25 protein-coding genes are annotated in these 23,399 nt (G+C 65.6%); 12 read left to right on the top strand and 13 right to left on the bottom strand.

Going from position 1 to position 23,399, the window contains the following annotated elements; all coding sequences use genetic code 11:
* Window positions 1-19 precede the first annotated feature (19 nt).
* From DI605_RS16170 to DI605_RS16145, 6 genes are all read left to right on the top strand, one after another.
* Entirely contained in the window at window positions 20-298 is a 279-nt protein-coding gene (locus tag DI605_RS16170; protein ID WP_293975943.1) for a hypothetical protein, read from the top strand.
* Window positions 295-2,259 (top strand): pyrroloquinoline quinone-dependent dehydrogenase, encoded by a 1,965-nt coding sequence (locus tag DI605_RS16165; protein WP_293975941.1) that lies wholly within the window; start codon window positions 295-297, stop codon window positions 2,257-2,259. Before DI605_RS16170 ends, DI605_RS16165 begins: the two co-directional genes overlap by 4 nt.
* 8 nt (window positions 2,260-2,267) lie before the next feature.
* Window positions 2,268-2,711: a type II 3-dehydroquinate dehydratase gene (locus DI605_RS16160; RefSeq protein ID WP_293975939.1), complete on the top strand. Its 444-nt coding sequence runs from the start codon at window positions 2,268-2,270 to the stop codon at window positions 2,709-2,711.
* Window positions 2,711-3,997, top strand: a complete 1,287-nt coding sequence (locus DI605_RS16155) for an MFS transporter (RefSeq protein WP_293975937.1) — start codon at window positions 2,711-2,713, stop codon at window positions 3,995-3,997. Before DI605_RS16160 ends, DI605_RS16155 begins: the two co-directional genes overlap by 1 nt.
* Before the next feature lie 11 nt (window positions 3,998-4,008).
* Complete coding sequence (locus DI605_RS16150; RefSeq protein WP_293975935.1) at window positions 4,009-4,962, top strand: ThuA domain-containing protein; 954 nt, start codon at window positions 4,009-4,011, stop codon at window positions 4,960-4,962.
* 66 nt (window positions 4,963-5,028) lie between these two features.
* Window positions 5,029-5,754 (top strand): FadR/GntR family transcriptional regulator, encoded by a 726-nt coding sequence (locus DI605_RS16145; protein ID WP_293975933.1) that lies wholly within the window; start codon window positions 5,029-5,031, stop codon window positions 5,752-5,754.
* Here DI605_RS16145 and DI605_RS16140 read toward each other — a convergent pair.
* Window positions 5,714-6,130: a VOC family protein gene (locus DI605_RS16140; protein ID WP_293975931.1), complete on the bottom strand. Its 417-nt coding sequence runs from the start codon at window positions 6,128-6,130 to the stop codon at window positions 5,714-5,716. The genes DI605_RS16145 and DI605_RS16140 overlap by 41 nt on opposite strands.
* Window positions 6,131-6,141: 11 nt before the next feature.
* The gene (locus DI605_RS16135) at window positions 6,142-8,001 is read right to left on the bottom strand and encodes a bifunctional sugar phosphate isomerase/epimerase/4-hydroxyphenylpyruvate dioxygenase family protein (RefSeq protein WP_293975929.1); all 1,860 of its coding nucleotides are present in this window, start codon (window positions 7,999-8,001) and stop codon (window positions 6,142-6,144) included.
* A gap of 103 nt (window positions 8,002-8,104) precedes the next feature.
* On the opposite strand from DI605_RS16135, the gene DI605_RS16130 reads away from it, so the two are divergent.
* Window positions 8,105-8,983 (top strand): LysR family transcriptional regulator, encoded by an 879-nt coding sequence (locus DI605_RS16130; protein WP_293975927.1) that lies wholly within the window; start codon window positions 8,105-8,107, stop codon window positions 8,981-8,983.
* On the opposite strand, the gene DI605_RS16125 is transcribed toward DI605_RS16130, so the two are convergent.
* Both DI605_RS16125 and DI605_RS16120 read right to left on the bottom strand, forming a co-directional pair.
* Window positions 8,980-9,702 (bottom strand): tRNA (guanosine(46)-N(7))-methyltransferase TrmB, encoded by a 723-nt coding sequence (locus DI605_RS16125; protein ID WP_293975925.1) that lies wholly within the window; start codon window positions 9,700-9,702, stop codon window positions 8,980-8,982. The two genes, DI605_RS16130 and DI605_RS16125, sit on opposite strands and share 4 nt — an antisense overlap.
* 53 nt (window positions 9,703-9,755) lie before the next feature.
* Complete coding sequence (locus DI605_RS16120) at window positions 9,756-9,947, bottom strand: hypothetical protein (RefSeq protein WP_293975923.1); 192 nt, start codon at window positions 9,945-9,947, stop codon at window positions 9,756-9,758.
* A 247-nt stretch (window positions 9,948-10,194) separates the two neighbouring features.
* Here DI605_RS16120 and DI605_RS16115 point away from each other — a divergent pair, with 247 nt between their 5' ends.
* Entirely contained in the window at window positions 10,195-10,926 is a 732-nt protein-coding gene (locus DI605_RS16115; protein ID WP_293975921.1) for a FadR/GntR family transcriptional regulator, read from the top strand.
* Between the two features lie 19 nt (window positions 10,927-10,945).
* Here the strand turns inward: DI605_RS16115 and DI605_RS16110 are convergent, their stop codons facing one another.
* Entirely contained in the window at window positions 10,946-11,731 is a 786-nt protein-coding gene (locus DI605_RS16110; RefSeq protein WP_293975919.1) for an enoyl-CoA hydratase-related protein, read from the bottom strand.
* A 184-nt stretch (window positions 11,732-11,915) separates the two neighbouring features.
* Between DI605_RS16110 and gloB the strand changes: the two genes are divergently transcribed.
* The 3 genes from gloB to DI605_RS16095 are packed head-to-tail and all read left to right on the top strand — an operon-like array spanning window position 11,916 to window position 13,776.
* Window positions 11,916-12,671, top strand: a complete 756-nt coding sequence (gene gloB, locus DI605_RS16105) for a hydroxyacylglutathione hydrolase (protein ID WP_293975917.1) — start codon at window positions 11,916-11,918, stop codon at window positions 12,669-12,671.
* A gap of 41 nt (window positions 12,672-12,712) precedes the next feature.
* The gene (locus DI605_RS16100) at window positions 12,713-13,243 is read left to right on the top strand and encodes a flavin reductase family protein (RefSeq protein ID WP_293975916.1); all 531 of its coding nucleotides are present in this window, start codon (window positions 12,713-12,715) and stop codon (window positions 13,241-13,243) included.
* A 2-nt stretch (window positions 13,244-13,245) separates the two neighbouring features.
* Window positions 13,246-13,776, top strand: coding sequence for a gamma carbonic anhydrase family protein (locus DI605_RS16095; protein ID WP_293975914.1), 531 nt, complete (start codon window positions 13,246-13,248; stop codon window positions 13,774-13,776).
* Here the strand turns inward: DI605_RS16095 and DI605_RS16090 are convergent.
* From DI605_RS16090 to DI605_RS16055, 8 genes are all read right to left on the bottom strand, one after another.
* Window positions 13,760-15,295: a hypothetical protein gene (locus DI605_RS16090; protein ID WP_293975912.1), complete on the bottom strand. Its 1,536-nt coding sequence runs from the start codon at window positions 15,293-15,295 to the stop codon at window positions 13,760-13,762. The two genes, DI605_RS16095 and DI605_RS16090, sit on opposite strands and share 17 nt — an antisense overlap.
* A complete protein-coding gene (locus DI605_RS16085) occupies window positions 15,292-16,782 on the bottom strand; it encodes a CpaF family protein (RefSeq protein WP_293975910.1) in 1,491 nt (496 codons plus the stop codon). The genes DI605_RS16090 and DI605_RS16085 overlap by 4 nt, the downstream gene beginning before the upstream one ends.
* A 221-nt stretch (window positions 16,783-17,003) precedes the next feature.
* The gene (locus tag DI605_RS16080; protein WP_293975908.1) at window positions 17,004-17,264 is read right to left on the bottom strand and encodes an ATP synthase F1 subunit epsilon; all 261 of its coding nucleotides are present in this window, start codon (window positions 17,262-17,264) and stop codon (window positions 17,004-17,006) included.
* Window positions 17,264-17,446 carry a glutathione S-transferase gene (locus DI605_RS16075; protein ID WP_293975906.1) on the bottom strand — a complete coding sequence of 61 codons (183 nt, stop codon included), beginning with the start codon at window positions 17,444-17,446 and terminating at the stop codon, window positions 17,264-17,266. The genes DI605_RS16080 and DI605_RS16075 overlap by 1 nt, the downstream gene beginning before the upstream one ends.
* On the bottom strand, window positions 17,447-18,904 hold the full coding sequence (atpD, locus tag DI605_RS16070; protein WP_293975904.1) for a F0F1 ATP synthase subunit beta: 1,458 nt from the start codon (window positions 18,902-18,904) through the stop codon (window positions 17,447-17,449).
* 27 nt (window positions 18,905-18,931) lie between these two features.
* A complete protein-coding gene (locus DI605_RS16065) occupies window positions 18,932-19,816 on the bottom strand; it encodes a F0F1 ATP synthase subunit gamma (protein ID WP_293975902.1) in 885 nt (294 codons plus the stop codon).
* A 121-nt stretch (window positions 19,817-19,937) separates the two neighbouring features.
* A complete protein-coding gene (gene atpA, locus DI605_RS16060) occupies window positions 19,938-21,467 on the bottom strand; it encodes a F0F1 ATP synthase subunit alpha (protein ID WP_293975900.1) in 1,530 nt (509 codons plus the stop codon).
* Between the two features lie 2 nt (window positions 21,468-21,469).
* Window positions 21,470-22,024: a F0F1 ATP synthase subunit delta gene (locus tag DI605_RS16055; RefSeq protein ID WP_293975898.1), complete on the bottom strand. Its 555-nt coding sequence runs from the start codon at window positions 22,022-22,024 to the stop codon at window positions 21,470-21,472.
* A 231-nt stretch (window positions 22,025-22,255) separates the two neighbouring features.
* On the opposite strand from DI605_RS16055, the gene DI605_RS16050 reads away from it, so the two are divergent.
* Window positions 22,256-23,302, top strand: coding sequence for a bifunctional transcriptional activator/DNA repair enzyme AdaA (locus DI605_RS16050; RefSeq protein ID WP_293975896.1), 1,047 nt, complete (start codon window positions 22,256-22,258; stop codon window positions 23,300-23,302).
* Window positions 23,303-23,399 lie beyond the last annotated feature (97 nt).

Raw genomic sequence — 23,399 nt, 5'->3', positions numbered from 1 at the left:
GAAACCGCAGGGATGGACGATGAAGAAGGTGGTGATGCTCGCGTTATTCGTTTTTTCCGCAGCTTCGGCGGGGGCGCAGGGGGCGCCTTCCGCCGATGAAGCGGCCACGGCATCGCTCATCCAGCAGACTTGTGCCGCCTGCCATCCGATCGGCCAGGTCACGAACGCACACAAGAGCCGGGAAGACTGGGGCGCCACGCTCGACAAGATGATCGGCTTCGGCGCGCAGATTTCCGACAGGGATTATGATGTGATGCTGGATTATCTGGCCGGGCATCAGGGAATGGAGAAGAAATGATCGGTCGCAGGCTTACCTTCGCAGCACTGCTCGCCGCCGCCGTCGCCACGCCCGCGCTGGCCGCGGCGGACGGCGCCGACTGGCCGACCTACGGGCATGACAAAGGGGGCGCCCGCTTCACGCCGCTGGCCGAGATCACGCCCGCCAACGTCGCTCGCCTCGCGCCCGCCTGGACCTATCATATGAAGCCTGCCGAGGCGCCCGCGCCGGCCGCCGCAGGCGCAGGCGCAGGTGCAGGCGCGGGCGAGACAGCGCAGCGCGCGGCCGAGGGCGTGGGCGCGCGCCGCCCGCGCAGCCGCTTCTCGCAATCCGAGGCGACGCCGATCGTGATCGGTAACGTCATGTATGTCAGCACGCCCTATGCCCGTGTCGTCGCGTTGGACGCGACGACGGGGGCCGAAATCTGGGCGCGCGAAATACCGGGGCCAGGTCAGCCCTCGCTGCGTGGCGTGGAATATTGGCCGGGCGATGCGAAGACGGGCGCCCGCATCCTGTTCGGCACGCGCGACGGCAGGCTGGTCGCGCTCGACGCGAAGACGGGTGCCTTCGCCGAGGGCTTCGGCACGGGCGGCGTCGTGGAGCTCAAGACACCTGAAATCCTGCAGGGCGAGAAGGCGGGCTATTACGGGATGAGTTCGCCGCCCTTCGTGTGGCGCGATCTCGTCATCACCGGATCCGCCACGCCCGAATTTCCCGCGCGTGGCCCCGCCGGGGACATTCGCGCCTGGGATGTGCGCACCGGCAAGCTCGTCTGGACTTTCCACACCGTGCCGAGGCCCGGCGAGCCCGGTTATGAGACATGGGCGGCCGGCAGCGCCGAGCATCGCACCGGCGTGAACAATTGGGGCTTCATGACTGCGGATGTCGCGCGCGGCATCCTCTATCTGCCGCTCGGGGCGCCCAGCTTCGATCGCTATGGCGGCGATCGCAAGGGCGACAATCTCTACGGCACCTCGGTCGTCGCGCTGGATGCAGCGACGGGCAAGCTGAAATGGCATTTCCAGATCGTCCATCACGATATCTGGGATGGCGATGCCGAGGCGGCGCCGGCGCTGCTGGAGGTGAAGAAAGGCGGCCGCACGATCCCCGCCGTCGGCGTCATCTCCAAGAGCGGGCTTTTCTTCCTGCTCGATCGCCTCACCGGCAAGCCGATCCTGCCCGTCGAGGAGCGGCCCGTGCCGCCGAGCGACGTGCCGGGAGAGGTGACATCCCCGACGCAGCCTTTCCCGGTGGCGACCCCGCCGCTGGTGCGCACGCATTTCGATCCCAAGACCGATCTCGCCGATGTCTCGCCGGGCCTGAAGGATTGGTGCGCCAAGTGGATCGCGGACAACAACATGAAATCCGGCGACATCTACATGCCCGTCGCCTTCAATCGCACGACCATCAACCTGCCCGGCCTCCAGGGCGGCGCGAACTGGGGCGGCATGTCCTACAGCGCGGCGCTGGGCCTGATCTTCGTCAACACGAACGAACTGGGGCAGGTGACGTCGCTTATCCCTTCCGCGCCGGGCGCGCCTTTGCCCTATGAGCGCGGCAGCCCCAGCGCGCGCTTCTCCCAGCCCGATACCAAGCTGATGTGCCAGGCGCCGCCCTGGGGGCAGCTCTCCGCGATCGACGTCAATACCGGCAAGATCGCCTGGCATGTGCCGCTGGGGGTGAGCGACAATGTGCCCGTGGAAAATGCCGCGACCGGCCGCCCCAACATCGGCGGATCGATCGCGACGGCGAGCGGCCTCGTCTTCATCGGCGCATCGGACGATGCGCGCTTCCGGGCCTTCGATGCGAAGACGGGCAAGGAGATCTGGACGGTGAAGCTGGATGCCTCGGCACACGCCACGCCGATTTCCTATCGGGGCAGGGATGGCCGCCAATATGTGTCGGTGGTGGCGACCGGCGGCTCCTTCCTCGACAGCCCGATCAGCAGCGATGCGGTCATCGCCTTCGCTTTGCCGAAATAAGGAAAATCATGTCCGGTACGATCCATGTTTTGAACGGCCCCAATCTCGGCCTGCTCGGAGTGCGCGAGCCGCACATCTACGGCACGGCGACGCTGGCGGACCTGGAGCGCGAATGCCGCGCCATCGCCGAGCCCGCGGGCTTCGACATCGTCTTCCGCCAGACGGATGCCGAGCATGAGATGGTGCATTTCTTCCACGATGCGCGGGTGGGCGCGGCCGGCGTGATCTTCAATCCCGCCGCCTTCACCTATGCCGCCTATCCGGTGCTGGACGCGCTGAAGATGTGCGATTGCCCGATCGTGGAGGTCCACATCTCCAACATTCATCGGCGCGAGGCCGAGTGGCGTTCCAAATCGATCATGACGCAGGCGGTGACGGGCATCATCAGCGGGCTCGGCATCGATGGCTATGGCCTCGCTGTGCGCCATATCATCCGGCTGCGGACGACGTGATGGTAGCGGGAGTGCGCTCCACGCGGGTCCGGTTCACGATCCTCGCGCTCGTCACCGGCGCGACGATGCTCAATTATCTGGATCGCGCGGTGATGAGCGTCGCGGCCAAGCCGATGACGGAGGAACTGGGCATCTCACCGGCGATGCTGGGCCTGATCTTCTCGGCTTTTTCCTGGACCTATGCCGCCTCGCAGATACCGGGCGGCGTGCTGCTGGATCGGCTGGGCACGCGACTGACCTATGCCCTCTCTCTCACCTTCTGGTCCGCCTTCACGCTGCTGCACGGCTTCGCGAACAATATCGGCACGCTGATCGGCCTGCGCTTTGGCCTCGGCGTGGCGGAGGCGCCCTGTTATCCGTGCAACAGCCGGATCCTCGCCAGCTGGTTTCCGCAGACGGAGCGCGCGCGGGCGACCGGCGTCTATTCGATCGGCCAGTATTTCGGGCTCGCCTTCATGAGCCCGTTATTGTTCTGGATCGTCGCCAACTGGGGATGGCGCGCACTGTTCGTGATCGTCGGCGCGATCGGCATCGCCTATGGCCTGTTCTGGTATGCCGTCTATCGCGATCCTGCGCACGCCCGGCGGATCAACGATGCCGAGCGCGCGCATATTGCCGCGGGCGGAGGGCTGGAAAGCAAGGCGAGCCCGCGCTTCGCCTGGGCCGACATGGGCAGGCTCTTCGCGCGGCGCCAGATACTGGGCGCCTCGATCGGCCAGTTCTGCAGCAATTCCGCGCTCGTTTTCCTCATCACCTGGTTTCCGACCTATTTGTCGACCGAGCGGCACATGGACTTCATCAAGTCCGGCTTCTTCGTCGCCTTGCCCTATGTCACGGCGTCGGCAGGCGTGCTGCTGGGCGGGATCGTTTCCGACTGGCTGATCCGCCGCACCGGATCGCCCACGATCGGGCGGAAGGCGCCGATCGTGACGGGGCTTCTGCTCATCTCCACGATCCTGTCGCTGAATTTCATCGAGGATAATGTGATCCTGATCCTCGTCATGTCGGTGGCGACGTTCGGACAGGGCATCTGCAATCTGGGCTGGACACTGATCTCCGATGTCGCGCCGAAATCCCATATCGGGCTCACCAGCGGGATCTTCAATCTGTGCACGAACATAGCCGGGATCGCGACGCCCCTCGTGATCGGGCTGGTGGTGCAGGCGAGCGGATCGTTCCGGGGGGCGCTCGCCTATATCGGCGTTGTCGCCCTGATCGGCGCCGCCTCGTACATCTTCATCATCGGACCGGTGGAGCGCCTGACGCTCGACGGAAAGCCGGCTTAGGAGATCAGCGGATGCGAACGGGATCCATGGTGCGGGCGGCACTCGCCATCGCGGCGATGTTCTGTGGACTGGGAGTCTCCGCGCAGGCACCTTCATCGCAGGGGGTGGCGGCAAGCCAGCCACCGCCCGGCACCTATGCGCCGGGGCGCAGGCCGCCCGGCTATGAAGATCCCTATGCCGGCAAGAAGCGCGTGCTACTCATCGCCGATCTCCACACCGGCAACCAGAATGCCCATGATGCCGTGAGCCACGCAATGGCCACGCTGGAGCGTATAACGCGCGCGGCGGGCATCGTGCTCTACATCCGTACCGACACGGAATGGGTGACCAAACAGGAGGTGTGGGGCACGGGCGACTATGCCAAGGGCGGGCGCAGGCAGGCGCGCGGGCGCAACCTGAAGGATTTCGATGCCGTCATCTTCTATACGAACGGCGATCTCGATCTTTCAGACGAACAGAAGGCGGCGTTGCTGGGCTTCGTGCATGATGACGGCAAGGGCTTCGTCGGCATCCACACGGCAACCGCGACGGCGTCGAAATGGCCTGATTATGGCGCGATGATCGGCGGTTATTTCGACAATCATCCGTGGGGCATCGTCGATGCCAGGGTGATCGTGGAGCGACCCGACGCGCCGGAGATGAAGGGCTATCTGAAGAGCCCGATCGTGAAGGACGAGCATTATCAGATGATGGCGCCCTATGATCGCGCCGATGTGGACGTACTGGCGCGGATCGACACACGATCGGTCGACATGAAGAACCCCAATATCCACCGTGCCGACGGCGATTTCCCGGTTGCCTGGATCAAGACCTACGGCAAGGGCCGCGTCTTCTATTCGGGGCTCGGCCACTCGGATGCCTCATGGGACGATCCGCGCCAGCAGACGATGTTCCTCGAGGCGATCAAATGGGCGGCAGGCGCCACCGATTATCCGGTGCGGCCGCACCCCCTTCCGGAAAAATAGGCGCTCGACACGATTTCCGCCGCGACTTACCCCACCGGGCATGATCGGTTTCGGCGGTGTAGCGGGATGAATACGCAGGCGGGCGGCAAGCGGACCCACGGCCTGCCCAGCCATGAGCGGCTGCACACGGCCGTGGCGCGCGAGATCGCCGTCGCGATCGTGACGGGCGACTATCGCCCGGGCGATATTCTGGTGGGCGAGAATGGCGCGAGCGAGGCGCTGGGCGTCTCCCGCGCCGCCTATCGCGAGGCGATCCGCATCCTGGTGGCGAAGGGGCTTGTGGAAAGCCGGCCCAAGACCGGCACGCGCGTCTGCCAGCGCGCGCGCTGGAACCTGCTTGATCCCGAAGTGCTGGGCTGGGCGCTGGAGAATGACCCGACGCCGGCTTTCCTGCGCGAGCTGTTCGAACTGCGCCTCACGATCGAGCCTCGGCTGGCGGAACTCGCGGCCGAGCGGCGATCGGAGGAGGATATGGCGCAGATGCTGGCCGCGCTGATCGATATGGAGCGGCACGCTCCCGACAGCGAAGCGGCGGAAGAGGCGGACCGGCGCTTCCACGCGGCACTGGCAACGGCGGCCGGCAACGAACTGATGGGGCAGCTGACCGCCACGATCGGCGTATCGGTCGGCTATATCGCGCGCACCAAGCGGCAGGCGGCGGAGGATCGCGATTCCACCGGGGATCACCGGCTGTTGATGGAGGCGATCCGATCGGCGGATCCGTCCATGGCGCGCAGCATAGCCGCCCGCATCATTTCGCGCGGGCTGGCGGATCTCCATCTGGATCGGTGAACGTCAGTTCCACCTTCAGCCCGTTCGGATCGACGATGTTGAGCTGGGTGAGCCCGCGCGCCTCGATCCGGATGCGGCGATAGGGCACGTTTCGCGCTTCCAGCCGGATGATGCAGCTATCCAGCCCCGTGCAATCCAGCGCGAAATGATCCAGCCGGCTGGCGGCCCCTTCGGGGTGGATGGTCTCGCCTTCCATCGGCCCGTTGACGTGGATGATCGGATGGCCGCCTTCGTCATGCAGCCACGCATTTTGCGGCCGTGCCTGCGAGGATGCGGCCGGCCCGGCGCGTAGCCCCAGGCAGCTTTCGTAGAAGGCGATCGTTTCCGCGAAGGCGGGGGTCAGGATATTTACATGGCCGAGGCGGACGACGTGCATCGGTCCTCTCCTCAATCGATCGGCAAGGCGGGGCGGAAGCGGCTTTGCGCGGCCAGCCGGATCGGGGCGTTGGGGGCGCCATAGCCGTCATAGCCGGCGCGCTCGACATATTCGAAGAAGAAGGTGCGGGCGAAGGCGCGGCTGTAAAGCTGCGCATAGCGGCCACCATCGGCATCTTCGTCCAGCATGATATCGAAACGGCGTGCGTCCATGCTCTGCTCGGGCGACAGGGCGAAGCGGATTTCGGCGTCGTCCTGATAATTTTCCGGCACCGGCAGGCGGGCGAGGCCGCGAGTGTCCAGCGCCCGTGCCGCCTTTGCCATATCTTCCACGGCCAGCGCGATATGCTGGAAACCGGCGCCGAACGAATGGCTGAGGAAACGCGCCGAGAGCGCACCACGCGCATCCGTGCTGTTGAGGGTGAGGCGGAAGGTGCCGGCCGGATTCTGGATCGCCTGGCTCTGCACCAGGCCATTGGGATCGATCACGTCCTGTGGCTGCTGGACGCGCACGTCGAAGAGGGTGCGCCAATAGAGCTGCCAGGACAGGAATTCGTCATTGTGGACGACGGCGGCGAGATGATCGATGCCCGTCACACCCACGTCTGGCGCGGAATCGTCTTCGTCGATCGTGTCAAACTCCTCATCCCACACGGCCGCCGCATCGGCCGTGTCGAGGATATAGACCAGGCTTCCGGCCACGCCGCGCAGGGCCGGCATTGCGGGAATGTCCGAGCGATGCTCGTGGATGCCGAGCGCGCGGGCACGCGCGATCGTCGCCTCGTGATCCGCCACCGAAAGACCGATCGCGCAGATCGAGGTGCCGTGCGTGAGGCGATAGGCGCTGGCGAAGCCCTCCTGCTCGAAATTCAGCACGAAGCGCGCGGCATTGTTGCGCCAGAGATCCACGGCCTTGTCGCGATGCGATCCGGCGGGCGTGAAGCCGGCCGAGCGGAGCATTGCCTCCAGCGGCTCGCGATCCGCCTCGTCCACCGCGAATTCGACGAACTCGACGCGATCGATCCGCGCGGGCGGCGGCATGGTGGTGGGCGCGCCGATATGGCGGGCGGCGGCATCGCGGATCGCGGTGAGCGAGCGTAACCCGTCCTGCGCCACCATCAAGGCCGAATTGGCGCGAAAGCGATCGTTGAAGATCTCCAGGCTCAGCGGGCCATCATAGCCCAGGCGGAGCAGTTCGCCGACATAGCCCGTCAGATCGAGGCCGCCTTGCCCCGGCAGGTTGCGGAAATGACGGCTCCAGTAGAGCAGGTCCATCGACAGGATCGGCGCGTCGGCCAGCTGCACGAAGACGATTTTCTCCGGTCGGATCTCACGCAGGCTTTCCACCGGTATGCCGCGCGAGAGCGAATGGAAGCTGTCGAGCAGGATGCCGATGTTCGGATGATCCACCTTCTCCACGATCCGCCAGACATCGCGATGATCGAAGATGTGACGTGCCCAGGCGAGCGCCTCATAGCCCACGGTGATGCCGTAACGCGCCGCGAGATCGCCCAGCTCGCGCAGATCGGCGACGATCCGATCCTCGTCGGGCGAGGCGAGGGGCGAGCAATTGGTGCAGAGCAGCATGCGATCGCAGCCCAGCACCTGCATCACCCGGAATTTCTGCTCGATCCGGTGGAAGGCGCGGGTCCGCTGCGGCTCCGGCATTCCCTCCAGATCGCGGAAGGGCTGGTAGAGAATGCAGGCCAGGCCAAGCTCGTCCATCAGGGCGCGCACCTCCGGGGCGGTGAGGTCCGAGGCGAGGAAATCCTGATCGAAGATCTCGATCGCGCGAAAGCCCGCGGATGCGGCTGCGCGCAACTTGTCCTCCAGCGTGCCGCTGAGGGAAACGGTGGCGATCGCATCGATCATGGCGGAACTCCGGCTGTTCGGTCTCGCCAGTTTCGGGCCAATGAGGCGATAGCGGAAGATCACATGATTTTGCTTGATGATACCCTGATGTTATAGAGGTAGGATGCTGAACGCGCGCCATGTGGAGGCCCTTCATGCCGTGATGCGGGCGGGCAGCGTGCGCGGCGCAGCGCAGATGCTGGGGGTGGCCCAACCGGGCCTCAGCCGCATGATACGGCATATCGAGGATCGGCTGGGTTTCGCCCTGTTCGATCGATCGAGCGGCCGCCTGGTGCCCACGCAGGAAGCGCATCTGCTGGCCCGCCATATCGAGGAGGTGCACAAGGGGCTGATCGATCTCGATCAGGTCGCGCGGGGGCTGGCCTCGGGCGATCGGCGACTGTTCCGTATCGCGGCCTCGCCCTCGCTCGGCCATTCGATCGTGCCCGCCATGCTTGCCCGCCTCGTCGAGAGGCATCCGGGCGTGGTGCTCCAGTTCGACATTCTCTCGGTGGAGCAGACCGACGATTATCTGGAACTCGGACGCGGCGAATTCACGTTGACGGTGTTCGCGATGACGAGCCCGTCCATCCATTCCGTGAAGCTGGGCACGGCGCCGCTGGCACTCGCCGTCCATCGGGACGATCCGTTGGCGCGGCTGGATCGTGTGACGCCCGGCCAGTTGCTGGATGCGCCGTTCGTCACGTTTCGCGAGGATACGCCGCACGGCCGCGCCATCGCCGCCGTGATGGGGGGGCACCCCGCTAATGTGCGCGCCTATGTCCGCTTCGGGGAAACGGCGCTCGCCTTCGTTGCCCAGCGATTGGGCGTGGCGATCGTCGACATGTTCACGGCAGAGCAGGCGCGCGATCCATCCGTGAGGATCGTGCCGCTGGAGGGCGGCGGCGCGCTGCCCGTCCACCTCAATCGCAATCTGCACGCCCCCCAGTCGGCGATCGGCACGTCCTTCCAGTCGATCGCCAAAGCGATGCTGCGCCGCTAGGCGGAGAGAGCAGCAGAGGTGGCGGGCTGGTCAGGCTTTCGCCGGTAGCGGAAGTACCAGACTTCGTGGCCCAGGCGGCGGGCCTTGGCTTCGTAGCGCGTCTCCGGCCAGTCGGCCGGACGGACGAGGAAATCCTGCGGGCCTTCGACGAGCCATTCGAATTCAGGCCGGCCGCGCATCACCATCATCGCCCAGCGGCAATAGATGGGATGATCGGTGCCGAAGCGGAATTCGGCGCCCGGCTTCAGCTTGGCCGCCAATAGCGCGATCGGCCCGGCATTCATGAAGCGCCGCTTGGCGTGGCGTGCCTTCGGCCAGGGATCGGGATGCAGCAGATAGGCGCGATCGAGGCTCGCATCCGGCAGCCGCTCGATCACCTCCAGCGCATCGCCCATGTGCAGGCGCACGTTCGTCAGACCGAGGCGGTCGATATGGCCGAGCGCGCCGACGACGCCGTTGAGAAAGGGCTCGCAGCCGATCAGGCCGTGATCCGGATGCAACTGTGCCTGTCCGGCGAGATACTCGCCAGCGCCGAATCCGATTTCCAGCTGCAGCGGGCGATCATCGCCGAAGAGCCGCACGGCTTCGATCGGTCCTTCGGCCGGCGCGGAGAGGCGCGGCAGCAGATCCTCGACGAGGTTGGCCTGTCCCTCGCGCAGCTTGTGGCCCTGGCGCCGCCCGTAGAGGCGGCGGATGGTGGTGGGATCGCCGGTCGTCATGCCGGCCCCCGTAACGGGTTGCGGCCGGCCCGGAAAGCCGGCCGCAGAGATCCTTACTTGATCGGCTTGGCGCCGGGCGTGCCGCACTTCACGAACTTGCCCTTCGCATCCTTGCAGGGCACGGGCTTGGCCGGCGGGCATTTCGTGAACTTGCCCTTGGCATCCTTGCAGGGCGCGGCCTGGGCGCCGGAAACGCCGCCGAGGGCGAGCGTGGCGAGCGCGAGGGTGATCATCAGCTTCGACATGGGTTTTTCTCCTGTGCCGCCTGATCTAATCCCGTTCGCGGAGCGAATGAAGCGATCTGAGGCGAGCCGAGCGCCCGCTTAACGATTTGTGATGATCCGATTTTTCGCGCGTTTCTTCACGCGGCCGGGCAGATGCCTTGCAACGCCCTGATGCGTGCCTTCTTCGCGACGACCGGTTGCGGTGCAGCAATTGCGCGGCCGTATCGATCGGATTAGCTGCGGCCCCTCGATGGGCACGAGAGAGAAGATGGCGGCGAGCGGACCCACGGCTAACATCAATTCGGCGGTAAGCCAGGCTGCGCAGGCGCTGCGTATATATGCGATGGAGCAGGATGAGGGCGAGTTCCTCGGCTCCGAGGACGATCTGATCGAAAAGCTGGGCGTAAGCCGTCCCACACTGCGTCAGGCGTCAGCGCAGGTTTTACAGGAAAATCTCATCAGCATCCGTCGTGGGGTCGGCGGCGGATATTTCGCGCGGCGGCCGGAGAGCGCTTCCGTCAGCCGGATCGCCTCCATCTATCTCCAGTCGCATGGAGCGAAGCTGGAAGAGATCGTCCATGCGATGAAGCCCATCCGTCTGGGCGTGGCGCGGGCAGCCGCGCGCAATCGCGACGAGGGGCTCCTTCGCGAACTCAGCGCCTTCATCGACCGGGAGGGCGCGGAGACGGAGCAGGGCGATTACGCGTCCTTCCTGCGAAGCGAGCGCGAATTTGGCGGCGTGCTCGGCCGGCTTGGCGGCAACAGCGTGCTAAACCTGTTTCTCGGGGTCATCTACGATTTCGCATCGGAGGTTGGCCGCGAACCGGGCTCGGCGCCCGGCAATTCCGAGCGTATCCGCGTCTATCGCGCGCTGCGTGCGGACATGGCGCGCGCGATCATTGATGGCGATGAAGAGATTGCGGCGATCGTGACCGGCCGCTGCTCCGATATGGTGAGCGACTGGATGCGCGAGGATCTGGCGGGTCGCCGGTTCGGCTGAACCGGCCGGCGCTTTCGCCTCAGCGGCCCTTGAAGATCGGCGCGCGCTTTTCCCGGAAGGCGAGCACGCCTTCCCGGAAATCCTCGCTGAAGCCGGCTGCCCGCTGATTGTCGCGCTCCTGCAGCAGGGTTTCCGCGAAAGGCTGATCGAGCGCGACGCGAACCTGCCGACGGATCATCGCCATCGCGCTGGTCGGCATGGCGGCGAGCTTGCGGCCGATCGTCACGGCCTCCGGCATCACGGCCTCGTCATCGACGACGCGGGCGATCAGGCCAGCAGCCAGCGCGTCTTCCGCGGGCATGCGTTCCGCCAGCAGCGCCATTTCCAGGGCCTTTGCCCGGCCCACGGCACGCGCCACGAGCCATGTCGCGCCGGCATCGGGCACGAGCCCGATATTGGCGAAGGCGAGCATCAGATAGGAGGAGCGCGCCGCCACGACGATATCGGCGGCAAGCGCGATCGAAAGGCCCGCGCCGACCGCGGGGCCGTTCATCGCGCAGACCACCGGCACGGGCAGATCCGCGATCGCGTGTGCGGCCGGATTATAATAACGATCGATGATGGCGCCGAGATCGGCTTCGCCGCCCAACTCACCCATGTCGAGCGCCGCGCCCGAGCAGAAGGCGCGGCCGGCACCGGTGAGGATGACGGCTCTCGCGCCCTGCTCGATCATTTCCGCTAGGGCCTCCGGGATCCGCTCCAGCATCGCGGGCGTCAGCGCGTTGAGCTGATCCGGCCGGTTGAGGGTCAGGATGCCAAGCCCTTCCCTGCAGGTGGAGGTGATGGTCGGAGGTGTCTCGGTCATGGATCATTCCGCGAAAGTCGATGCGGGAATCTGATGCACTCTCGCGCGGGCACGGGCAAATCTTTCGGTGCCGGGGGGGGGGGGGGAGGGGCTGGGCGGATACCTTTCCGGGCGCTGCTGGCGAAGGCCATGAGATGGCTCTATCTATCGATCCTGTCAGTCAGGCAGGGCCGGGATCGGGCGTATGAGCATCACCATTCATCAGTTTCGCTGCCTTTCCGACAATTACGGCTTCCTCGTGCGCGACGATGCCACCGGCCGGGTGGCGGCGATCGATACGCCGGATGCCGCGACCTATGAGCGCGAGCTGGAGGCGCTCGGCTGGGGGCTGGATCTGATCCTCAACACGCATTGGCATCCCGATCATGCCGGCGGCAATTCCGCGCTCAAGGCCCGCTATGGCGCCCAGGTGGTCGCGCCGGCGGAGGTGGCGCGCCTGTCCCCCATCGATCGCGAGATCGCGCATGGCGATATCGTGTCGCTCGGGGATACGCGGTTCGAGGTGATCGATACGGGCGGCCACACCCAGGGCCATGTGAGTTTCCATGACGCCGCCGATGCGGTGGTATTCGTGGGCGATACGCTGTTCACGCTGGGCTGCGGCCGCATGTTCGAGGGCACGCCTTCGCAATTCTGGGCCAGCCTCGGCCGGCTGGCGGCATTGCCGGAGGAGACGCGGCTTTTCTGCGCGCATGAATATACGGCCTCGAACCTGCGGTTCGCGCGGACGGTCGATCCGGGCGAGGCGCTGGCGCGGCGCGGCGTGTTGCTGGAAGCGCGGATCGCGGCCGGCATGCCCACCGTGCCGACCACGATTGGGGAGGAGAAGGCCACCAATCCGTTTCTGCGCGCGCCGGCACTGGCGTTGGCGTCCGGAACGGACGATCCCGCCGAAGCCTTTGGCATCGTGCGGGGCGCCAAGGATATGTTCAAAGGCTGACGAGCGCGCCGCGGAAGGGCGCGGCGCATGAGGAGTGAATGATGTCGGAGACCAAGTTCGCGGAGACGCGGGAGGAGCTCTCGCAGGGGCTCAAGGCCGCGATGCGACGAATGCCGGGCGCTGTCGCGCTCATCACGACGCGCGATCCCGCCAATGGCCAGCCCGCCGGCCTGGCGGCCTCGGCCGTGATCCCGGTGTCGATGGATCCGCCTTCGATGCTGATCGCGATCAACCGGTCCGCCAGCGCCCACGCCGCGATCGAGCGGGCGGGGCGCTATTGCGTGAACCTGCTCGGCACGACGCAGACGGCGCTCGTCGGCCTTTTTTCCAACAGCGCGCTGCGCGAGAAGCGGTTCGAGTCCGCCGAATGGGCTTACAAGGACGGCATTCCCTATCTGCCGACCGCCTGTTCCAGCATCTTTTGCGAAATCCGCAACACGGTGATCCACGGTACGCATGAGCTTTTCATCGGCGACGTTTATGATGTGCGCGGCGGGAGCGGGGACGGGGCCGATCCCCTCGGCTGGATGGAAGGGACTTTCGCGCAACTCGGCCGTCTGGAGGCGATCTGACTATGCCGCTTTACGAACTCGACGGGCGCAGCCCCAGCCTCCCGGAAGACGGCTCCGCCTGGGTCGCCCCGAGCGCCGACGTGATCGGCGATGCGCGGCTGGGGGAGGGCGCCAGCATCTGGTTCCGGGCGGTGGTGCGATCGGATAATACGCCGATCCTGATCGGCGCGCGCAGCAATGTGCAGGATGGTGCGATGCTCCATTCCGATCCGGGATCGCCGCTGACGATCGGCGAGGATGTGACGGTGGGCCATCACGCGATCCTGCACGGCTGCACGGTCGGGGATCGGGTGCTGGTGGGGATGGGAGCGACGATCCTCAACGATGCGGTGATCGGGGACGATTGCCTCGTCGGCGCGGGCGCGCTGGTGACGGAAGGCAAGGTCTTTCCGCCCGGAAGCCTGATCGTGGGATCGCCAGCGATGGTGAAGCGTGTCCTTTCGCCGGAAGCGATGGCGGGGCTGAAGCGCTCGGCGGCGGGCTATGTAGCGAATGCGGCGCGCTTTCGCGCTGGGCTCAAGCCGGCAAGGTAAAGTTTTTCACCGCGAATGCTCCGGAACGCTTCGCTCTCCGGCCAAACCGGGAACAGGCTGAACCCAGTAGAAGTAGCAGGCCCGCTGCCAGCGATACCGTTGTCCCGATCCGTTCGGCAGATGTGGCGATCCTTTCGACGTGGCAGCCGTGACCGCGATATTGGAGCAGGCCGGTATGGCGCTGGCGCCACGATGAAACTATACCTTCCTCGCACCTTATTTGCACATCCGGGAAAGCGAAGCGTCTCAAGGTTGTCACGCCGTCCACAGTGCTGCTCGGGGGCGTTGTCGCTGCAATTTCCATTGCGCGTCGCGACATTGCGCCCTGTATCTCACCGACGTCCGGGGGCAGATATTCGATCACGTCTGGATGGCTGCGCAGGAGCGCGTGGATTGTGCGCGGGTCACCGGGTGCCGCAGGGGTCAGAATGAGTGCCGAAAGGATTATCGTGGGTGTGCTGAACAGCAGCAATCGGGGAATGGGACAGGATGTGCTGGCTACAATTGCTGCTGCTGCCAATTCAGCGAGCGAGAGGATGCGCCACGGAAACTGCACATGATTGAGTGCGGGCAGTATCCAAAGCGGCGGCAGGCAGCCGAGCGCTGCTACGATCACCAAAAGTGAGAACAGGCTCCATGATGGTGCCGAGCTAAGCGACATAATGCTGATCAATCCCAGCGCCAGTCCGATCAAGCCAACGAGGAGAAGACCGGGAACGGCATCGCGCCAGAGGCTTGTCGGTGTCCATGATGCGGGCTGCATATAGGCAGGAGCCCGCATCGCCCCGATCGCCGTTTCCGGTTGAAGCAGGAAGGCCGGTAGCAGGTAGATCGCGGCCAGTCCGATGCCGAGCGCAATCGCATATGCAACGCTTGCTACCTCCGTCAAGGTGAGAAGGCGCGGTGCTATGAGCAGCATCGGCATGAGGAGCAGGCCAGCCAATACGGCGGTCGGCGGATGCGTCATGCAGAGGAGGGCATAGGCTATCGCGAGACAGGCTGGCTTGGTGTTGGCGGCACGGGCGACCCCGATGGGCAGAGCAGGGAGCAAGGCTATCGCAACGAACTCAGCCAGTGCACCGCGACGCGCAAGATCCAACAGGTGATAGGGGGCCACCACAAAAAACAGAGCGCCCACTAATGGGCGCGTTGCCCATTGGCGCAGCCACAGCCACGCCAGAATGCCACCCATCGCCAGCATAGCAGCTGCAGTCGCTACGATGGCGGACCAATTGTCGAAGCCCGCAAGGGCAAAGCTACCGGTGAGCCAGAAAGCAACAGGCCCGTAGAAATAGAAAACCGGCGCCCCGAGGCCATCATGCGAAGCAGGTAGCCAGCGCGGCCAGACATGGCCTTCGCGGAGCAACGTCGTGAACTGGTCCAACCAAACCAGATTGATCCAGTGAGAATCGTTAAGCGGCATCGGCCTGAACGTAAGGGGCAGCGTTACCAGCGCCGCCGTTGCTATCAGAAGGCCGATCGCAATGGCTGGCCGGTTGGGCCAGCCGGCGGCCTTCACAGGCAGGATTCCAGGAAAGGCTGATCGAAGCCGAACTGCTTGGCCTTTTCCAGTGTGTAGGGTCGCAGGCCCGATGCGCGATATTCGCCGATGATCTTGCCGTCGCTGGTTTCGTCCAGATATTCGAACTTGAACAGTTCCTGGGTGACGATCACCGGGCCTTCCATGCCGATCACCTCGGTGATGTTGGTCACGCGGCGGGAGCCGTCGCGCAGGCGCTTCACCTGGATGATGAGATCCACCGAGTCCGCGATCTGGCGGCTGATCGCCTCCTTCGGCACCTTGATGTCCGACATCATCACCATATTCTCCATACGCGCCAGCGCCTCGCGGGGGCTGTTCGAGTGGAGCGTGCACATCGAGCCATCATGGCCGGTGTTCATGGCGGCGAGCATGTCGAAACATTCGCTGCCGCGGATTTCGCCCAGGATGATGCGATCCGGGCGCATGCGCAGCGCGTTGACGACGAGATCGCGGATCGTGATCGCGCCCTGGCCTTCCAGATTGGGCGGGCGCGTTTCCAGCGGCAGCCAGTGCGGCTGCTGAAGGCGAAGCTCGGCCGCGTCCTCGATCGTGATGACGCGTTCGCCCGGATCGATCATCTTCGAGAGCGCGTTGAGCATCGTCGTCTTGCCGGAGCCGGTGCCGCCGGAAATGACGATGTTGAAGCGGCTGGCGCCCGCGATCTTCAGCGCGGTGGCCATTTGCGCCGACATCGAACCGCCATTGGCCATGATATCCAGCGTGATCGGCTTGGCCGAGAATTTACGGATCGAGATGGCCGTGCCGCGCAGCGACAGCGGCGGCACGATTACGTTGACGCGGCTGCCGTCGGCCAGGCGGGCGTCGGCCAGAGGCGTCGTCTGGTCGACGCGGCGGCCGACCTTGGAGACGATGCGCTGCGCGATCTGGAACAGATGCTCCTCGTCGCGGAACTGGACGGTCGCCAGTTCCAGCTTGCCCTTGCGCTCGACATAGGTCTGGTCGGGGCCGTTCACCATGATGTCGGTGATCGCCGGATCGGACAGCAATTCCTCGAGCGGGCCGAGGCCGAGCAGTTCATCGACCAGCACCTTTTCGAGCGCATATTGCTCGCGCCGGTTGAGCGTGATGCGAAGCTCCGCGAGCACTTCGCCGATGATCGGGCGAAACTCCTCGGCCAGCTCTTCCTTGGAAAGCGTGGCGGCCGCCTCGGCGTCGACGCGTTCCAGCAGGCGGGGAAGCACCTGTTCCTTGATCTTGTGGACGGATGCCTCGAAGCCTTCGGCACGCGAACTGCCGGCATCGCCGCTTGCCGCGACACGTGCGGCGAGCCGCTCCATCGCATCGCGGGGAGAGCCGCTTTCCGGTTCGGACGATGCTTCCACCTGCGGGAATTGGCCGCCCCCTTCGGTGGCCGCCAGCGAGGACACCGGCTTTGCAGAGCCGAATCCGCCCGGTCGGCCGGGACCGGCACCCACGCCACCACGTCGCCCGAAAGCACTCATACGCTCGTCCCGTCTCCGACTTCAGGCTTATGTCCCTGAAACTGGAGCTTTAGGGTAAAGCCGTTGACGAGCCGTTAAGCACGGGGCGGGCCGATGGAGGCAGCCACTCGGTTCGACGCAAATCGCATCCCCGTGGCGATGCGGGGGGCTTCTGGCCCCTAAATTGATCGGAATATGTCAGAAAAAGCGGCGGCTCAGCCAACGGCCGCCGCTGGGAGCGCTCAGGCCTCGCTGGCGCGCTCGGCGAGGACCGTGAGGCCCTTCTCGTTCACTTCGGCAAATCCACCATCCAGCTGGATCCGCGCGGAAACCGTGGTGGCGCTGGAATAGACGGTCAGTTCGCCCGGGCGAATGACCGCCATCACGGGAGAGTGGCCCTCGAGCACGCCGAAATCGCCCTCCGTGCCGGGCACGACCACCATGTGGACGTCCTCGGAGCGGACGAGCTTCTCGGGCGTGACCAGTTCGAAATGCAGGGCCATCACTTGTCCTTTAACGCCAGATCGAAGGCGTCCGTGGCTTTCGCGAACTTGTCGCGGCAGCCCGTATTGCAAAAACCGACCACCGCGCCGCGATAGAGGGTCAGCGCGTCCGCGCTGATCGGATCACCCGACCAGGGGCAGATGCTGTTGACCGCATCCTCGAGGCGCAGCGGCTTCGCCAATCAGGCCGCCTCGGCCAGCTTCTTGGCCTTCTCGATCACCTCGTCGATGCCGCCGACCATGTAGAAGGCGGCTTCCGGCAGATGATCATACTCGCCATCCACGACGGCCTTGAACGACTTCACCGTATCCTCGACCTGCACGAACTTGCCGCTGATGCCGGTGAAGACCTCGGCGACGTGGAACGGCTGGCTCAGGAAGCGCTGGATCTTGCGGGCGCGCTGCACGGTGAGCTTATCCTCTTCGGAAAGCTCGTCCATGCCCAGAATGGCGATGATGTCCTGCAGTGACTTGTACTTCTGCAGCACTTCCTGGACGGCGCGGGCCGTATCGTAATGCTCCTGGCCGACCACGGCCGGCGTCAGCACGCGGCTGGTGGAGTCGAGCGGATCGACGGCCGGATAGATCCCCAGTTCGGAGATGGCGCGATTGAGCGTCGTCGTCGCGTCGAGGTGGGCGAAGGAGGTGGCCGGCGCCGGATCGGTAAGATCGTCGGCGGGCACGTAGATCGCCTGCACCGAGGTGATCGAACCCTTGTTGGTGGAGGTGATGCGCTCCTGAAGCGCGCCCATGTCCGTCGACAGCGTCGGCTGATAGCCCACGGCCGAGGGGATGCGGCCCAGCAGAGCCGACACTTCCGAGCCTGCCTGCGTGAAGCGGAAGATGTTGTCGACGAAGAACAGCACGTCCTGGCCCTCGACGTCGCGGAAATATTCCGCATTGGCGAGGCCCGAGAGGGCGACGCGGGCGCGGGCGCCCGGCGGCTCGTTCATCTGGCCGAACACAAGCGCGACCTTCGATCCCTCCGGCGTCGGATTGCCCTCGGCATCCTTGGCGATGACGCCCGCATCGAGGAATTCGTGATAGAGATCGTTGCCCTCGCGGGTGCGTTCGCCGACGCCCGCGAACACGGACACGCCGCCATGGCCCTTGGCGATGTTGTTGATCAGTTCCTGGATCAGCACGGTCTTGCCGACGCCGGCGCCGCCGAACAGGCCGATCTTGCCGCCCTTCGCATAAGGCGCGAGCAGATCGATCACCTTGATGCCCGTCACGAGGATCGAGGCTTCGGTCGACTGATCGACGAAATCGGGTGCCTTGTTGTGGATCGGGCCGGTGAGATCGCCACCGACCGGGCCGCGCTCGTCGATCGGCTCACCGATCACGTTCAGGATGCGGCCAAGCGTGGCCGGGCCAACGGGCACGCGGATCTGCGAGCCGGTGTCGCTCACTTCCTGGCCGCGGGTAAGGCCCTCGGTGGAGTCCATCGCGATCGTGCGGACGGTGTTCTCGCCCAGATGCTGCGCGACTTCGAGCACGAGGCGATTATCGCCGTTGCGCGTCTCCAGCGCGGAGAGGATCGGCGGCAGCGTGCCTTCGAAGGCGACGTCGACGACGGCGCCGATCACCTGGCTGATGCGGCCGGTATTGTTCGTGCCGAGTGCGGGGGCGGTTGCCATTGCGTTTCTTCCTGCCTGTCGTCTTGCTTAGAGCGCTTCGGCGCCCGAGATGATTTCCACCAGTTCGGTCGTGATCGCGGCCTGACGGGTGCGGTTATACTGGATCGAGAGACGCTTGATCATGTCGCCCGCATTGCGGGTGGCATTGTCCATGGCGTTCATCTGGGCGCCGTAGAAGCCGGCCTGGTTCTCCAGCAGCGCGCGATAGATCTGGATCGCGACGTTGCGGGGGAGCAGCTCCTCGAGGATCGTTTCCTCGTCCGGCTCATAGTCGACGGCGGCCGAAGCGGCGGGCGCGCTATCGTTCGCGGCCTGCGGGATCGCGGCCGGCACGAGCTGCACGACCTGCGGGGTCTGCACCAGCGCCGACTGGAACTTCGAGAAGATCAGGTGGCACACGTCATACTCGCCGGCCTCGAAGCGCGCGATCAGATCGCGGCCGATTTCCAGCGCGTTGGCGAAGGCCGGGTTCTTCACCTGGCTCATGTCATGATCGTGGACGATCATGCCGGGATAAGTGCGGCGGATCACGGCGCGGCCCTTGCGGCCGACGAGGTAGAAGCGGACCTTCTTGCCCTGCGCGATCAGCTCGTCCGCCTTGATGCGGGCGGCGCGAACGATATTCGTGTTGAAGCCGCCGGCGAGGCCACGCTCGGACGTGGCGACGACGATCAGGTGTACGTCATCCTTGCCGGTGCCGGCGAGCAGCTTCGGCGAATTGGGGCCGACCGTCACCTTGCTGGCGAGGCTCGCCATCACCTTTTCAAGCCGCTCCGCATAGGGGCGGCCGGCGATCGCGGCATCGGTCGCGCGGCGCAGCTTGGCGGCGGCGACCGTCTTCATGGCGCGCGTGATCTTCTGGGTCGACTTGACCGAGGTGATCCGGACCTTGAGGCTCTTGAGGCTAGGCAATGTCCCAGAACTCTTTCTTACCCGTCACCCCAGCGGAGGCTGGGGTCCATGTCTCTCAACTTCCACGTCACCGCCAACCGGCGAGAGACATGGGCCCCGGCTTTCGCCGGGGCGACGCGATTTACGCGAACGTCTTGCCGAAGGCGTCGAGCGCGGCCTTCAGCTTCGTCTTGCTGTCGTCCGAGAAATCCTTGCTGTCGCGGATCGCGGCGAGAACTTCCGGAGCATCCGAACGCAGATAGGCGAGCATCGCGGTCTCGTAGCGGACGACGTCCGACACGGCGACGCTGTCGATATAGCCGTTGGTGCCGGCGAAGATCGACGCGACCTGCTCCTCGAACGCGAGCGGCGAGAACTGGGCCTGCTTCAGCAGTTCCGTCAGGCGCGCGCCACGGGCCAGCAGACGCTGGGTCGAGGCGTCGAGATCCGAGCCGAACTGCGCGAAGGCGGCCATTTCGCGATACTGGGCCAGCTCCAGCTTGATCGAGCCGGCGACCTTCTTCATCGCCTTGGTCTGCGCGGCGGAACCGACGCGGCTGACCGAGAGGCCCACGTTGATGGCGGGGCGGATACCGGCGTTGAACAGATCCGTCTCGAGGAAGATCTGGCCATCCGTGATCGAGATCACGTTGGTCGGGATGTAGGCGGACACGTCGCCAGCCTGCGTCTCGATGATCGGCAGAGCGGTGAGCGAGCCGTTGCCATTCTCGTCATTCATCTTCGCCGCGCGCTCCAGCAGGCGCGAGTGGAGATAGAAGACGTCGCCCGGATAGGCTTCGCGGCCCGGCGGACGGCGCAGCAGCAGCGACATCTGGCGATAGGCCACCGCCTGCTTGGAAAGATCGTCATACACGATCACGGCGTGCATGCCGTTGTCGCGGAAATATTCGCCCATCGCGCAGCCGGTGTAGGGCGCCAGGAACTGGAGCGGCGCGGGCTCGGAGGCCGTGGCGGCGACGACGATCGAATATTCCATCGCGCCATTCTCTTCCAGCGTGCGGACGAGCTGGGCGACGGTGGAGCGCTTCTGGCCGACGGCGACATAGACGCAATAGAGCTTCTTGCTCTCGTCCGTGCCCTGATGCGCCAGCTTCTGGTTGATGAACGTATCGACCGCGATGGCCGACTTGCCGGTCTGGCGATCGCCGATGATCAGCTCGCGCTGGCCACGGCCGACGGGAACGAGCGCGTCGAGAGCCTTGAGGCCGGTCTGCACCGGCTCATGCACCGACTTGCGCGGGATGATGCCGGGGGCCTTCACTTCGACGCGGCTGCGCTGATCGGAGACGATCGGGCCCTTGCCGTCGATCGGATTGCCGAGGCCGTCCACCACGCGGCCGAGCAGGCCCTTGCCGACCGGCACGTCCACGATCGTGCCGGTGCGCTTGACGACGTCGCCTTCCTTGATCTCCGAGTCCGTGCCGAAGATCACGACGCCGACATTGTCGGCCTCCAGGTTGAGGGCCATGCCCTGCACGCCGTTGGCGAACTCGACCATCTCGCCGGCCTGAACATTGTCGAGGCCGTGGATGCGGGCGATGCCGTCGCCGACCGACAGCACGGTGCCGACTTCGGAGACCTGTGCCTCCGTGCCGAAGCTCGCGATCTGGTCCTTGATGACCTTCGAGATTTCTGCCGCGCGGATATCCATGTTCAGCCTTTCATCGCCTGGGCGAGCGTATTGAGTTTGGTGCGGATCGAGCCGTCGATCTGGCGGCTGCCGAGGCGGACGATGAGGCCGCCGAGAATGGAGGGATCAACCTTGAGATCGACCGCGACCTCGCTGCCGATCATCGACTTGAGACGCGTCTTGAGCGTCGCGATCTGGCCATCGTCCAGCGGGTGGGCCGAAACGACTTCTGCCGAAGCCTCGCCACGCTGGCGGGCGGCGAGCTTGTTGAAATCGCGGATGATCGCGGACAGCGAGCCGAGCCGGCGATTTTCGGCGAGCACGCCGAGGAAATTGGTGGTCAGCGGATCGAGGCCCATCGTGGCGGCGACCGCGCCGATCGCCTTGCCTGCGGCCTCGCGCCCGATCAGCGGGCTGGACGTCAACGCGCGAAGTTCGGCCGATTCGGCCAGAGCCTGTTTCACACCGCCCAGGCTTGCCTCGACGGCCGCCAGCTTGTTCTCGTCACGGGCGAGCTGAAACAGCGCGCTCGCATAACGGCCGCTAAGGCTTGCCTGTATGCCGCTGGACTGCTCCACGCGTATATATTCCCCCGAATTATATGGTGCCCGTCCAAGAGAGGAGGGGCGCATGCCGAACGCACCCGCAAGGGGCCGATCGCCTCTGTCGCGGGCCGCCTAGCAAAGGGGGGCTGGCGATGCAAGCGACCGTCCGGACACCATGACAGCGACCAGATGCGGTGTAGAGTCAGCTATTTTGAAAGCAATTGGCGGGATGCTGCGCCGACACGGCTTTGCTAGATCCGGGGCATGGCGAACGTGCGCGAAATCCTGGACGAAGCGGCGGCGTGGCAATCCGTGCTGGCTCGCGATCGGGCGGCGGATGGCCGCTTCGTGACCGGCGTGCTTTCCACCGGCATCTATTGCCGTCCCTCCTGCGCCGCGCGCCATCCGAAACGGGAGAATGTGCGCTTTTTCGCGGATTCTGCGGCGGCACGGGCGACGGGGCTGCGCCCCTGCCTCCGCTGTCGCCCCGATGAGATCGCGGCGGATCAGGCGGGAATTTCCCGCGCGATCGACCTGATCGAACGCGCGGAGACGATCCCCTCGCTCGACGAGATGGCGAGGGCGGCGGGCTACAGCGCCCATCATTTCCATCGCCTGTTCCGCCGCGCGACCGGCGTGACGCCGGCCGCTTATGCGCGAACGATGCGGGCACGGCGGATGGAGCGAGCTTTGGCCGAGGAGCCCGATGTGACCAGCGCGGTCTATGCGGCGGGCTATCAGGCGCCCGCGCGCTTTTATGCGGATGCGGCGGCGCGGCTCGGGATGACGCCGTCCGCGTGGCGCGATGGCGGCCGGGGCGCGGTGATTCGCTGGGCGATCGCCCGGACCGAACTGGGGCCTCTGCTTGTGGCTGCGACGGAGCGCGGCGTGTGCCGCGTCGCCTTTGACGAGACGCCGGACGATCTGGCGCGCCGCTTCCCCAAGGCGCGGATCGAGAAAGGGGGCGAGGCGCTCGTGGCGCTGGCCGATACCGTGCTCGCCATGATCGTGCGGCCAAGTCGAGGCCCGGAGGTGGCGATCGACGTGCGGGGTACGGCATTCCAGGAAGCGGTGTGGGCCGAACTCGCCCGGATCCCGCCGGGCGAGACGCTGAGCTATGCCGCGCTGGCGGCGCGCGCAGGGCGGCCGGGTGCCGCCCGGGCCGCGGGCACGGCCTGCGGCGCAAATCCCGTGGCGCTGCTCGTGCCATGCCATCGGGTGACGAAGGGCGATGGCGCTCCGGGTGGCTATGCCTATGGCAAGGAGCGCAAGGCATGGCTTCTGGCGCGGGAGCGCGCCGGGCGGCCCTGAGGCGCCATCCCCCTGAAAATCGACGAAACCATCCTTAACAATCGCCCGATCAGCGAGATGTTAAGATATCGCTTGTACCGACTTCCCGGCGGATCAA

Origin of the sequence: Sphingomonas sp., assembly GCF_003248515.1 — a bacterium.
Taxonomy (GTDB): domain Bacteria; phylum Pseudomonadota; class Alphaproteobacteria; order Sphingomonadales; family Sphingomonadaceae; genus Sphingomonas_I.
Note: the sequence above shows the minus strand (reverse complement) of the source record. Positions and strands in the feature narration are given on the sequence as shown.